Origin of the sequence: Nocardioides sp. CPCC 206347 (assembly GCF_048654605.1) — a bacterium.
Lineage (GTDB): Bacteria > Actinomycetota > Actinomycetes > Propionibacteriales > Nocardioidaceae > Nocardioides.
The window spans coordinates 519,193-531,453 of the sequence record NZ_JBMCYZ010000003.1 but is presented as its reverse complement, the minus strand read 5'-3'; the positions used below and the strand labels follow the sequence as shown (position 1 = coordinate 531,453).

At 70.7% G+C, this 12,261-nt stretch carries 12 protein-coding genes; 8 read left to right on the top strand and 4 right to left on the bottom strand.

Going from position 1 to position 12,261, the window contains the following annotated elements:
- Nucleotides 1-23: 23 nt before the first annotated feature.
- The gene (locus tag ACOACQ_RS14060) at nucleotides 24-1,205 is read right to left on the bottom strand and encodes a PucR family transcriptional regulator (RefSeq protein WP_378604337.1); all 1,182 of its coding nucleotides are present in this window, start codon (nucleotides 1,203-1,205) and stop codon (nucleotides 24-26) included.
- A gap of 131 nt (nucleotides 1,206-1,336) precedes the next feature.
- On the opposite strand from ACOACQ_RS14060, the gene ACOACQ_RS14055 reads away from it, so the two are divergent.
- From ACOACQ_RS14055 to ACOACQ_RS14035, 5 genes are all read left to right on the top strand, one after another.
- On the top strand, nucleotides 1,337-3,028 hold the full coding sequence (locus ACOACQ_RS14055) for a PHA/PHB synthase family protein (protein ID WP_420288546.1): 1,692 nt from the start codon (nucleotides 1,337-1,339) through the stop codon (nucleotides 3,026-3,028).
- 11 nt (nucleotides 3,029-3,039) lie between these two features.
- Nucleotides 3,040-3,846 carry a poly(3-hydroxyalkanoate) depolymerase gene (gene phaZ / locus ACOACQ_RS14050; RefSeq protein ID WP_420288545.1) on the top strand — a complete coding sequence of 269 codons (807 nt, stop codon included), beginning with the start codon at nucleotides 3,040-3,042 and terminating at the stop codon, nucleotides 3,844-3,846.
- Nucleotides 3,847-3,895: 49 nt separating this feature from the next.
- On the top strand, nucleotides 3,896-4,426 hold the full coding sequence (locus ACOACQ_RS14045) for a DUF1992 domain-containing protein (RefSeq protein WP_378599652.1): 531 nt from the start codon (nucleotides 3,896-3,898) through the stop codon (nucleotides 4,424-4,426).
- An 87-nt stretch (nucleotides 4,427-4,513) separates the two neighbouring features.
- A complete protein-coding gene (locus ACOACQ_RS14040) occupies nucleotides 4,514-5,599 on the top strand; it encodes an HpcH/HpaI aldolase/citrate lyase family protein (protein ID WP_378599649.1) in 1,086 nt (361 codons plus the stop codon).
- Nucleotides 5,596-6,462, top strand: coding sequence for an HpcH/HpaI aldolase/citrate lyase family protein (locus ACOACQ_RS14035; RefSeq protein WP_420288544.1), 867 nt, complete (start codon nucleotides 5,596-5,598; stop codon nucleotides 6,460-6,462). The genes ACOACQ_RS14040 and ACOACQ_RS14035 overlap by 4 nt, the downstream gene beginning before the upstream one ends.
- Nucleotides 6,463-6,484: 22 nt before the next feature.
- Here the strand turns inward: ACOACQ_RS14035 and ACOACQ_RS14030 are convergent, their stop codons facing one another.
- Nucleotides 6,485-6,961: a cupin domain-containing protein gene (locus ACOACQ_RS14030; RefSeq protein ID WP_420288543.1), complete on the bottom strand. Its 477-nt coding sequence runs from the start codon at nucleotides 6,959-6,961 to the stop codon at nucleotides 6,485-6,487.
- A 61-nt stretch (nucleotides 6,962-7,022) separates the two neighbouring features.
- Between ACOACQ_RS14030 and ACOACQ_RS14025 the strand changes: the two genes are divergently transcribed.
- Nucleotides 7,023-7,625 (top strand): TetR/AcrR family transcriptional regulator, encoded by a 603-nt coding sequence (locus ACOACQ_RS14025; protein ID WP_420288542.1) that lies wholly within the window; start codon nucleotides 7,023-7,025, stop codon nucleotides 7,623-7,625.
- Between the two features lie 36 nt (nucleotides 7,626-7,661).
- Here ACOACQ_RS14025 and ACOACQ_RS14020 read toward each other — a convergent pair whose 3' ends face one another.
- Nucleotides 7,662-8,552 carry an SGNH/GDSL hydrolase family protein gene (locus tag ACOACQ_RS14020; protein WP_420288541.1) on the bottom strand — a complete coding sequence of 297 codons (891 nt, stop codon included), beginning with the start codon at nucleotides 8,550-8,552 and terminating at the stop codon, nucleotides 7,662-7,664.
- Nucleotides 8,549-9,724, bottom strand: a complete 1,176-nt coding sequence (locus ACOACQ_RS14015; RefSeq protein WP_420288540.1) for a PucR family transcriptional regulator — start codon at nucleotides 9,722-9,724, stop codon at nucleotides 8,549-8,551. Before ACOACQ_RS14015 ends, ACOACQ_RS14020 begins: the two co-directional genes overlap by 4 nt.
- Nucleotides 9,725-9,825: 101 nt before the next feature.
- On the opposite strand from ACOACQ_RS14015, the gene ACOACQ_RS14010 reads away from it, so the two are divergent.
- Nucleotides 9,826-10,986 (top strand): ferredoxin reductase, encoded by a 1,161-nt coding sequence (locus tag ACOACQ_RS14010; protein WP_378599631.1) that lies wholly within the window; start codon nucleotides 9,826-9,828, stop codon nucleotides 10,984-10,986.
- Entirely contained in the window at nucleotides 10,983-12,233 is a 1,251-nt protein-coding gene (locus ACOACQ_RS14005; protein WP_420288539.1) for a fatty acid desaturase family protein, read from the top strand. The genes ACOACQ_RS14010 and ACOACQ_RS14005 overlap by 4 nt, the downstream gene beginning before the upstream one ends.
- The last annotated feature ends 28 nt before the right edge of the window (nucleotides 12,234-12,261 follow it).

The following is a 12,261-nucleotide window of genomic DNA, read 5'->3' as shown; positions in this document are numbered from 1 at the left end:
CGCTGGGATAGACCCCCAGCGGGTCAGCCCAGTCCGAGGATCCGGGCCGCCTCCAGCGCGACGTACAGCTCGGCAGCGTCCACGGGCCGAGCGAGGTCACGCCCGGTGACCTCCTCGAGCCGTCGTACCCGGTAGCGGACGGTGTTGCGGTGCACGTGCAGCGCCTTCGCCGCGGTGGACGTGGAGCCGCCGCCCTCCAGCCACGCACGGGCGGTGTCGACCATCACCGCGCGGTCGTCGGGTGCGAGCGCGAGCACGGGGGCGAGCACGGCCTCGGCGAGCGCCCGGGCCTGGTCCGGGCTGCTGGCCAGGAGTACGGCGATGGGCTGGTCACCGAACCGGACGACCGCGGTCGAGCCCGGCGTCCCCGCCGCGCAGGCCACGCGCGCCTGGCGCCGCCCCTCCCGGGCGTCCTCCCATCGCACCAACGGTCGGCTGATGCCGACCCGGCCCGCGGCGATGGGTGACAGCGCCTCGACGACCCGCTCGACGCCGAACCCCTGGCGCAACCCGATGACGCCCTCGTGGTGGTCGTGGTCGAGGCGCCACGCGGACACGGCGTTGCTGCGGCGCAGCAAGCGCTCCACGTCCGGAAGGCCCTCGGCGCCAGGCGTCGGCGACTCGGCCGACACGACGACGTACTCACCGCCGCGACCGAGGTCGAGCAGGCCGGCCGTCTCGCCGATCGGGGCGTCCTCCCCCTCGCCGTCGAGCAGGGACCCGACGAGCACGGCCCGCATCTGGCCGTCGCGCCGCGCGCGGTCGGACAGCGCACCGCGATAGGCGTCGGTGACCGAGGCGGCCAGGTCGTCGGTGACCGCCCAGATGTCGGCGGCGGCGAGCAGCAGCACGTCGCGTGCCTCCGGTTCGGCACGCTCGACGAGGGTCTCCCAGATGAACCGGCCACCGAGCCGGAAGGCCTGGAGCACCGCTGCGTAGGGCGCGCCCTGCTCGGCGCGAGCCGTCCCCGTCAGTCGCGGGCTGTCGAGATTCACTCCTGCGTCGCCGGCGAGGTTCCCGAGGATGTACCGGACGTTGTCGGTGCAGGACGCGACGACCTCGTCGAAGCCGAGCACCGGGTTGCCCGCATAGAACGGGATCTCCTCCCGCAGCCGCTCCGCGATGCGGCGGCCGAGCTGGTCGGCCTCCGGGAGCAGGCGGCGGCTCAGCGCACGCACCTCGGGGTCGACATCGGCTCTTTGCACGTCCGAAAGGTAACGCTCCGCTTGTGCCGGTGCACAGGCCACCGCACCCATGCCGGTGCAGACAGCCGATGCGCTCGACGTCCCGGCCGGGAGACGCTGGAGCGGCCAGCCCGAGGACCCCAGGAGCCGCGATGAGCACGATCCCCGCCAGCCGTCTCGCCGAGAACGCCGCACCGCTCGACGCCCTGCTCGTCGACGCTGCCCTCGGCACGATCCGCCGCTTCGTGCCCGACGCATCGACGGCCCGGTGGGCGATCTCGCTGGCCCGCCGGCCGCGGACGACGGTACGACGCCTGGGCGGCCTCGCCGGCGAGGCCGCGAAGATCGTCGCCGGGACGTCGGAGGTGGCGCCCCGTCGTGGCGATCGGCGCTTCGCGGACGTCGGCTGGACCGACAATCCCCTGTTGCGCCGTCTCGTCCAGATCTACCTCGCCGCCGGCAAGACCGTCGAGCAGTTGGTCGTCGACGCCGACCTCGACCCCCGGGACCGCGAGCGGGTCCGGTTCCTGCTGGAGAACATCGTCGAGGCGGTGGCGCCGAGCAACGTCCCCCTGGTCAACCCCGCGTCGGCCAAGGCGGTCATCGACACGGCCGGCCTCAGCCTGGTCCGCGGGGGCACGACACTGGTCAAGGACCTCGCGTCCTCGCCGAGGATCCCGGAGATGGTCGACACGTCCGGCTTCACCCTCGGCGAGAACGTCGCGGCCACGCCGGGCGCCGTCGTGTTCCGCAACGACGTCCTCGAGCTGATCCAGTACCTGCCGCAGTGCGACGAGGTCTACGAGGTACCGCTGATGGTCGTCCCGCCGACGATCAACAAGTACTACGCGATCGACCTCGCCCCGGGCCGGAGCCTCGTGGAGTTCAGCGTCCAGAGCAACCGGCAGATGTTCGTGATCTCCTGGCGCAACCCCGACGCCCGGCACGCGGACTGGAACCTCGACACCTACGCCCGCGCGATCCTCGATGCGCTCGACGCCGTCGAGGAGATCACCGGGAGCTCCCGCACGGTTCTGGCCGGCATCTGCTCCGGCGGCATCCTCGCCAGCATCGTGGCGGCGTACCTCGCCGGCATCGGGCGCCAGGACCGTCTCGCCGGCGTGGTCCTCGCCGTGACCGTGATCGACAACGCCGGATCGGGCACCGTCGCTGCACTCACCGACCCGCGCCTTGCCGCCCGGGCCAAGGCCCGGTCGGCGAAGAAGGGCTACCTCGACGGACGAGCCCTCGCCGAGGTCTTCGCCTGGCTGCGCCCCAGCGACCTGATCTGGAACTACTGGGTCAACAACTACCTGCTCGGCAAGAAGCCGCCGGCCTTCGACATCCTGTTCTGGAATGCCGACACCACCCGGATGACGGCCGGGCTGCACGCCGACTTCGTCGACCTCGCGATGGAGAACCAGCTCATCCGCCCGGGTGCGCTGTCGGTACTCGGCGTGCCGATCGACCTCGGGTCGGTCACGGTCGACAACTACATCGTGGCCGGCATCGCCGACCACATCACGCCGTGGGAGAACTGCTACCGGACCACCCAGCTCTTCGGTGGGAAGAGCCGGTTCGTGCTCTCGACCAGCGGCCACATCGCGGCCCTGGTGAACCCGCCGGGCAACCCGAAGGCGACCTTCCACACCAACGACGACCACGGCGCCGACGCGAAGGCCTGGCTCAAGGGAGCAGAGACCCGGCAGGGCAGCTGGTGGAACGACGGGACGGCGTGGCTCAACCAGCGCTGCGGCGACCTCAAGCCGGCACCCAAGGACCTCGGTTCGACCCGGTTGCAGCCCCTGGCCGACGCCCCGGGCACCTACGTCTACGACAAGTGAGGCATCACCCCGTGAACCAGCTCCGCCAGGTCACCGTGCTCGGACACCCGATCCGGGTCTCGGTCCGACCGGGGAGTGAGCCCGGGCCGCCGCTCCTGCTGTGCAACGGGATCGGCGCGAGCCTGGACCTGTTGCAACCCTTCGTCGACGCGCTGGACCACCGGATCGAGGTGGTCCGCTTCGACGTGCCCGGCGTCGGTGGATCGCCCGACCCGCGGACGCCGTACAACTTCGCGCTCCTCGCGCACGGCGTCGGCAAGCTGATGACCCGGCTCGGCCATCACGAGTACGACGTCCTGGGGATCTCGTGGGGCGGCGGACTCGCGCAGCAGATCGGCTTCCAGCAGCCGCGTCGCTGCCGGCGCCTGGTGCTGGCCAGCACCGCCACCGGCGCCCTGATGGTCCCCGCCGGGCCACAGGTCTTGCGCAAGATGATCACCCCGCGGCGCTACCGGGACGCGGGCTACGCCGTCCAGGTCGCCGCCGAGCTGTACGGCGGGCAGATGCGCGACCGGCCCGACGACGTACGCCGGTTCATGCACGACCAGTCCCGCGTCGGGTCCCGCCGCGGCTACCTGCTCCAGCTGCTCGCCGGAGCGGGCTGGTCGAGCCTCCCGGCACTGCCGCTGATCCGGCAGCCCACCTTGATCCTGGCGGGCGACGACGACCCGATCATCCCGCTGGTGAACGCCCGGATCATGGGACGCCTGCTCCCCCACGCCCGTCTCCACGTCTACTCCGACGGGCACCTGGGCCTGGTCACCAGTGCCGAAGAGCTGGCGCCGCTGGTCGCCGGCTTCCTGCGCGACGAGGCCTGACGGGACTGGGGTCCCGTGGCACCCTTGATGGCGAAACGGGGTGATCGCGATGACCGAGGACCAGCAGGAAGCCGGGCCCGCCGACGCCCTCGATGCCCGCGAGGCCGAGAAGAAGGCCGCCCGCGCCCGCATCGAGCACCAGCAGACCTGGGTCGACCTGCAGATCCGGCAGGCGATGGAACGCGGCGACTTCGACAACCTGCCCGGCGCCGGCAAGCCGATCGAGGGCCTCGGCGACACCTACGACCCGGAGTGGTGGCTCAAGAAGCTGGTCGAACGCGAGCACATCGCGGTCCTCCCACCGGCCCTCCAGCTGCGCAAGGACGACGCCGGGCTCGACGACCACCTCGACACCCTGACCTCCGAGAAGGAGGCCCGCAGGTTCGTCGAGGAATTCAACGCGCGCGTCATCCGGGCCCGCTACACACCCGTCGACGGCCCGCCGCTGATCACCCTGCCGCGCGACGTCGACGAGACCCTCGCTGCCTGGCACGAACGTCGCGCCGCCCGCCGTCGTACGACGCCCGCGGTGGCGGCACCCGAGCCCGCACGCCGCACACGCTGGTGGCGTCGTCGATGACGCGATGGTCCCGATAGGACATCGCCACGTCTCGCCGAGACATCCGTCATACCCAACGAAGGCAACCCGCCGGTAAGTTGTCCAAACGTGAGCCACAAGAGCCCCAAGGACTTTTTCCGACCGCTGGCCGTGGGCGCGCCCATGCCGCCCCGCGAGATCCCCGCCCGGCCCAGCCGCGCGATCCACTTCTTCGATCCCAGCAACGAGAAGATGGCCGCGAAGATCCCCGGGATGGTCGGCACCGTCGACGTACTGCTCGGCAACCTCGAGGACGCCGTCAAGGCCGACAACAAGGTCGCCGCGCGTGAGGGCCTGATCCGGATCGGTCAGTCGACCGACTTCGGCCCGACCCAGTTCTGGACCCGGATCAACTCGCTCGACAGCCCGTGGGTGCTCGACGACCTCACCGCGCTCGTCCCGGCGATCGGCGACAAGCTCGACGTGATCATGGTCCCGAAGGTGCAGGGCGCCGAGGACATCCACTACATCGACCGGCTGCTCGCCCAGCTCGAGGCCAAGGCCGGCATCACCAGGCCGATCCTCGTGCACGCCATCCTCGAGACCGCCCGCGGCGTGGCCAACATCGAGGAGATCTGCGGCGCCAGCCCGCGCATGCAGGGCCTCTCGCTCGGCCCCGCCGACCTGGCGGCCGACCGCAAGATGAAGACCACCCGCGTCGGTGGCGGCCACCCGGGCTACCTCGTCCGCGAGGACCCGCCGAAGGGCGACGACGGCACCAGCCAGATCGACGCACCGCGGGCGATCTTCCAGCAGGACCTGTGGCACTACACGATCGCCAAGATGGTCGACGCCTGCGCGACGCACGGCATCTACCCGTACTACGGCCCGTTCGGCGACATCGCCGACGTCGTGGCGTGCGAGGACCAGTTCCGCAACGCGTTCCTGCTCGGCTGCGTCGGCACCTGGAGCCTGCACCCCAAGCAGATCGCCATCGCCAACCGCGTCTTCGCGCCCAGCGTCGAGGACATCGCCCACGCTCGCCGGGTCGCGGCCGCCATGGGCGACGGCACCGGTGCCGTGATGATCGACGGCAAGATGGAGGACGACGCCTCCCTCAAGCAGTGCCTGGTCCTGGTCGCGCTGGCCGAACAGCTGGCCGAGATCGATCCCGAGCTGAAGGCCGCCTACGACGCGATCGAGGTCCCGGCATGAGCGAGTTCAAGCCCCTCCGGTCCGTCCTCTACATGCCCAGCGCCAACGAGCGGGCACTGGAGAAGGCCAAGACCCTTCCTGCCGACGCGATCATCTTCGACCTCGAGGACTCCGTCGCGCCCGACGCCAAGGTCGGCGCCCGCCAGTCCGCGGCCGCTGCCGTGCAGTCCGGTGAGTACGGCCGCCGCCAGCTGATCATCCGCGTCAACGGCATCGGCACCGAGTGGCACGACGACGACATCGTCGCAGCGGCCGCGGCCGGCCCCGACGTCGTACTCGTCCCCAAGGTGAACTCCGCCGAAGAGGTCCGCGCGCTCGTCGACGCCCTCGGCGCTGCCGGAGCGCCGGAGAAGACCAAGCTCTGGGCCATGGTCGAGACCCCGATCGGCATGCTCAACGCGCTGTGGATCGCCACCGCCTCCGAGCGCCTCACCGGCTTCGTGATGGGCACCAACGACCTCGTCAAGGAGCTGTACGCCGAGCACGTCCCCGGCCGCCAGCCCGTGATCACCGGCCTGGGCCTCGCCCTGCTCGCGGCCCGCGCCGCCGGCATCGTGATCATCGACGGCGTCTACAACGACGTGAAGAACATCGACGGCTTCCTCGCCGAGTGCGAGCAGGGCCGCCAGATGGGCTTCGACGGCAAGACCCTCATCCACCCCGGCCAGGTCGAGGGCGCGAACACCGCCTTCGCCCCGAGCGAGCAGGCCGTCGAGGACGCCCGCGGGCTGATCCAGGCCTGGGAGGACGGCAAGGGTGCCGGCGTCGTGACCTACAACGGCAAGATGGTGGAGAGCCTCCACGTCGAGTCCGCCGAGCGCGCGCTGTCGATTCACGAGGCGATCCAGGCCCTCGGGGCCTGAGACATCGACGGCGGGCCCGCGCCTAGCCGACCGGGGGTCGGAAGGGCGGCGGGCCCAGGATCTCGATGGCGCCGGTGGCCTCGGCGGCCGCACGGATGCGGTCGAAGTCGACCGGTGTCGGCCGGGCTTCGCTCGCGTGCCGGTAGAACGCCTCGCCGGCCGCGGGGTTCTGGAACTCCAGCATCCTGGCCGTCGGCGAGGTGACCATGAAGGCGTGCGGGACGTTGCGCGGGAACACCGCGACGCCGCCCGCACCCAGGACGGTCTCCTCGCCATCGATGTGCAGCAGGAGCTCGCCCTCGACCAGGTAGAACGTCTCGTCGGCGTTCGGATGGATGTGCAGCGGGGTGACCTTCCCCCGCTCGAGCTGGTCCTCGAACATGAAGAACGCGCCACCGGTCTCGGCACCGGTGACCTTCCAGGTGAGCCTGCCCCCGCCGCAGAACCAGGCCTGCTCGCCCTCACCCTGCTGCCGGACCGTGGCTGTCAATGTGTCCATGACGCCTTCTCTCCTATATGGGACTCGTGTCCCATAACGACACTAAGGTACCGTAAGAGGCATGTCAACGGCGTACGAGGAGTCCGGCCGGACCCGGCAGAAGGCACGCACCCGCGGCGAGCTGATCGCCGCGACGCGGGCCTTGATCGAGGAGGGCACTCCGTCCCCCACGGTGGAGCAGGCGGCCGAGCGGGCATCGGTGTCGCGGACCACCGCCTACCGCTACTTCCCCAGCCAGACCGCGCTCCTGATCGCGGCGCACCCGGAGATCACGACCACGTCGTTGCTGTCGGACGACGCCGGCGATGACCCGGCCGCGAGGCTCGACCAGGCGGTCGAGCGGTTCGTCACGATGGTGCTCGAGACCGAGGGGCAGCAGCGGACGATGCTTCGGCTCTCGCTGGAGGCCTCCGACAAGCGCGAGCTCCCCCTGCGCCAGGGCCGGGCGATCGGGTGGTTCACCGATGCCCTCGCTCCGCTGGAGCCGCAGCTCGGGAAGGCGGAGATCCGGCGACTGGCCGTGGGGATCCGCAGCGCGACCGGGATCGAGGCCCTCGTCTGGTTGACCGACGTCGCCGGGCTCTCGCGACCCGCGGCAGCCCGGCAGCTGCGCTGGACGGCACAGGCGCTCCTCGCACACACCCTGGCCGCGGGTCCTCCCTAGAGGCAGCGAGAGGCAGCCAGAGGTGGGCAGAGGTGGTCAGTCCGGCGCGGTGTCGCCGAGCTGCTTCACGAGGAGGTCGGTGACGGCCTGCTGTTCCTCGATGTAGGGGTGGAACGCGAACCCGCCCCGCTTCGGGTCCGGCGACGCGCCGGCGACCCACGGGTCCTTGGCGCAGATGTCGTGGCCCTCGGTGGCCGACCACACGTCGATGTACTCGGCGCCGGCCTTCTCGGCTCCCGCCTCCAGCGCGCGGGTGACCTCGCTGAACAGCTCACGCCCAACGGGATAGTCGGCCGGGGCCAGCGGCATCGCCGGGCACCAACCGGTGGCGGGGATGACCTGCGGGTAGCCGACGATGACCACGCGCGCCTCGGGCGCACGATCGAGGATGTCCCCGACGGCGTCCTCGATGTCGCTGGCGACCTTGTCGATCAGCTGGGACAGCTTGGCCGACCGCTGCGCGGCCAGGTCGGTGCACGGGCTGCCCGTGGGGTCCTCCCCGCCGAGGTTCACGCACTTGACGACGATGCTGGCGAAGAGCCCGGACTCGTTGCCGCCGATGCTGAGGGTCACCAGCCGGGTGTCCTTGGTGACGGCATCGAGCTGGGGCGGGACGCGACCGCCGGTCGGGAACTGCGGCTTCTCCAGGTTGATCGCGCGAGCGCCGCCGCAGCTCACGTCGTCGAGGTCGAGGTCCAGCTCCTTGGCGAGCAGGTGGGGGTAGTTGCCGTCCGACTGCAGGCACCCCTCGGCGCCGGTCTGGTCGCCCAGGTACCCGCCGGCGGTGTAGGAGTCGCCGAGCGCGACGTACTTGTCGCCCGCCTCGATGGGCGCTCCCCTGTTCTTGCTCGCGTTGACGTCGTCGGAGCAGGCCGTGAGGCCGGCGAGCACGAGCAGCAGGGTGGCGAGCAGCGGCCACCGGTTCACCGCGACACCTCCTCCACTCCGAGCGCAAGGGTCAGGGCGAGGACAGTATCCGGGTCCTCCAAGCGGTCGCCGAACAGGTCGCGCAACTGGTTCATGCGGTAGCGGATCGTCTGTGGGTGCAGGAAGAGCGCCTCCGCGATGTCGTCGCGGCGCCCCTGGTGCAGCAGCCAGGCCCGCAGCGTCTCGCGCAGCTTGGCCGCGGCCGTGGGGCGCAGCTCGTCCAGCGGCGCGAGCACCTGGGCCCGGAGGTCGGCGAGCGCGTCGAGGTCGGCGGTGAGCACCAGCCGCGGCAGGTGGGTCTGGGTGTCCCCGGTGAGGCCGAGCGCCCGCGCCCGCATCACCCGGTCGTACGACGCCCGCACGTCGAGCCAGTCCCGGGCCGGCCCGACGAGGCAGTCGCGGTCGCGCACCATCCGCAGCAGCGTCGCGCGACGCCGGCCGTGCGCGTCCGGGACCATCAGCAGCACCGAGCCGTCGAGGTCCGGGAGATCGGCGACCTGGAGCGTGCCGCGCCGGAACAGCTCCTGCAGCGCACCCGCCTGCGACTCCGGCACGATGACGGCCGTCAGGGTCGACGGTGGCGTCCACTCAGCGCGCTCGGCAGCCGCCAGCACGGTCGCCTCGGCGGCACCGGCCAGTAGGTTGCGGCCCAGGCGCTCCATCATCCGTTGCCGGATCCGGCCCTCGGTCGCTGACTCGTCACGGTGCCCGGCGACGCTCGCCGCCGACAGCTCGTCGATGTAGGCGAAGACCATCTCGGCGAAGGACGCCATGGTGGCGGGGTCGATGCCTTGTTCCACGGCGCGTGCGGAGAGGTGCCGCCAGGAGACCCGCGCACCGATCCGGTAGGCCGACAGCAACGCGTCGGCGGTGCGGCCGCTGCGGACCTCGCCGCGCCCCAGCTGGTAGGCGCCGTCCACGGCCGAGGAACGGGGCGCCGGTGCGTCCCGGTCACTGATCATCGACAGGAACCCGCCGAGGGCGACCTGCACGGCGCCGCGGATGGTCTCGCCCATCGGCCCACCGAAGGCGTCCTCGTAGGCCGGTACCTCACGGATGATCTGCACGACCACGTCGTCGGCGACGGCCGCCAGGTCCGATCGCAGTGCGGTGACCGTGGCAGGAGGGAGCAACGCGGCGCCGTCGGGTCGTCGTACCGAACGTCGAGGCATGCGCGGTCCTCCTGCATCTTTGTCTTTTGCGAACAAAACCGGGTAGTAGATTCACCAACTGGTGTCATGAGTTTAGCGCGCCCGACTGCGACGCTTGATGCATGAGCACCACGACCGCGGCCCCCACAGCGGCCGCCCGCGCCGGAAGGCTCACGTCCCGGCTTCGCACCGTCCTCGACGCAGCGGTCACCCCGCTGACCGTCGACGACATCCTCGACCACTTCGCTCCCCTGCGCCCCGGCGCTGCAGTCGGCCTGCAGGGACGCATCGAGTCCGTCCAGGCCGAGACCGCCGACGCCGCCACGATCGTCATCAAGCCCGGCAAGGACTGGGCCGGCCACATCCCCGGCCAGTACGTCCGGGTCGGGGTCGACGTCAACGGTGTCCGCCTCTGGCGCACCTACTCCCTGACCCACGGCCCGCGCCGCGACGGCCGGATCTCGATCACGGTGAAGGCGATCCCCGGCGGTGCCGTCTCCCAGCACCTGGTGCACGGCGCCCGGGCCGGCCAGATGGTCCACCTCGCCCAGGCCGAGGGCGACTTCGTCCTCGACACCTCCGGCGTCGGCCCGACCAAGCTGCTCCTGGTCACCGCCGGCTCCGGCATCACGCCGGTCATCGGGATGCTGCGCAACCTCTACAACCGCTCGAACGCGCACAGCGTCGCCGCCGACTTCGACATCGTCCTCGTGCACTCCGCGATGAGCCGCGACGAGGTCATCTTCGGCGCCGAGCTCCGCGACCACGCCGAGGCCGGCCGGATCCGCCTCATCGAGCGCCACACCGACACCGACGGCCTGCTCACCACGGCCGACCTCGAGACCGAGGTCCCCGACCTCGCCGAGCGCGCGGCCTACGCGTGCGGCCCGGCCGGCCTCCTCGACACCCTCGAGGCGTTCTACGCCGAGCGCCGGCTCACGCTCAACACCGAGCGGTTCCGCGCGGCGATCGTCGACACCGAGGGCGAGGGCGGCACGGTCACCTTCACCGGCGGCAGCGACCAGGTCGTCGAGGCGGACGGCGCCACCCCGATCCTCGACGCCGCCGAGTCGGCCGGCGTCCTCATGCCCAGCGGTTGCCGGATCGGCATCTGCATGGGCTGCGTCCTGCCCATGAAGTCCGGCGTCGTGCGCGACCTGCGCACCGGAGAAGTCACCGTCGCCGTCCCGGGCGAGACCAACCCGGGTGGCGTTCCCATCCAGACCTGCATCAGCGCCGCCGCCGGCGACTGCCACATCGAACTCGAAGGAGCCTCCGCATGACCACCATCACGCAGAAGAGCACCAACCCGATCGCGCACCTGTCCCCCGAGCAGATCGAGGCGCTCGGCGCCGAGCTCGACGCCATCCGCCAGGAGGTCATCGACACCCGTGGCGAGCGCGATGCGGCGTACATCCGCAAGGTCGTCGACGTGCAGCGCAAGCTGGAGCTCGGCAGCCGCGCCGTCCTGCTCGCGAGCATCTTCCCGCCCGCCTGGGTCGCCGGGACCGTCGGCCTGAGCATCGCCAAGATCCTCGAGAACATGGAGATCGGCCACAACGTCATGCACGGCCAGTGGGACTGGATGCGTGACCCGAAGATCCACTCGACGACGTGGGAGTGGGACAACGCGACTCCCTCGGACGCCTGGAAGCACTCGCACAACCAGGTGCACCACGCCCACACGAACATCGTCGGCAAGGACAACGACCTCGGCTACGGCATCATGCGCGTCGACGAGGAGCAGCGCTGGCACCCGTTCTTCCTCGCGCAGCCGATGTGGAACTTCATCAACGCCTGCTTCTTCGAGTACGGCATCGCGGCGTACGACCTCGAGCTCGGCCGCAACCTGCGCATCCCGAAGGACAAGCGGAGCGAGGCGTTCAAGAAGAACCTCAAGGGCACGCTGACCAAGATCCGCAAGCAGGCCACCAAGGACTACGTCGTCAACCCGGCGCTCGCGATCCCGACCGGGTCCTTCCTGCCGGCCCTGGCGGCCAACTTCACCGCCAACCTCGTCCGCAACGTGTGGTCGCACTCGGTCATCATGTGCGGTCACTTCCCCGAGGGCGTCGAGACCTTCGAGCTCAAGTCGATTCCGAAGAACGAGACCCGCGGCGAGTGGTACCTGCGCCAGATGCTCGGATCGGCCAACTTCTCCGGCTCGACCGCGCTGCACATCATGAGCGGCAACCTGTCGCACCAGATCGAGCACCACCTCTTCCCCGACCTGCCGAGCAACCGGTACGCCGAGGTCGCGCCCAAGGTGAAGGCCGTGTTCGACAAGTACGAGCTGACCTACCTCACCCGCCCGTTCATCCCGCAGGTCGCCAGCGCCTGGCACAAGGTCGTCCGGCTGTCGTTCCCGAACGGCTGGCTCGAGACCACGAACGCCAGGAACCTGCCGACCCAGCTGGTGGCGCTCTACAAGATCTCCACCGCCGACAAGCGCAAGCGCCGCGTCATGCTGAAGCTGCTCGAGCGCAAGGCCAAGCAGGACTTCGCCGCGGCGGACACCAAGGCCGCCTGACCATCCGGTGCCGTACGACGTGACCCAC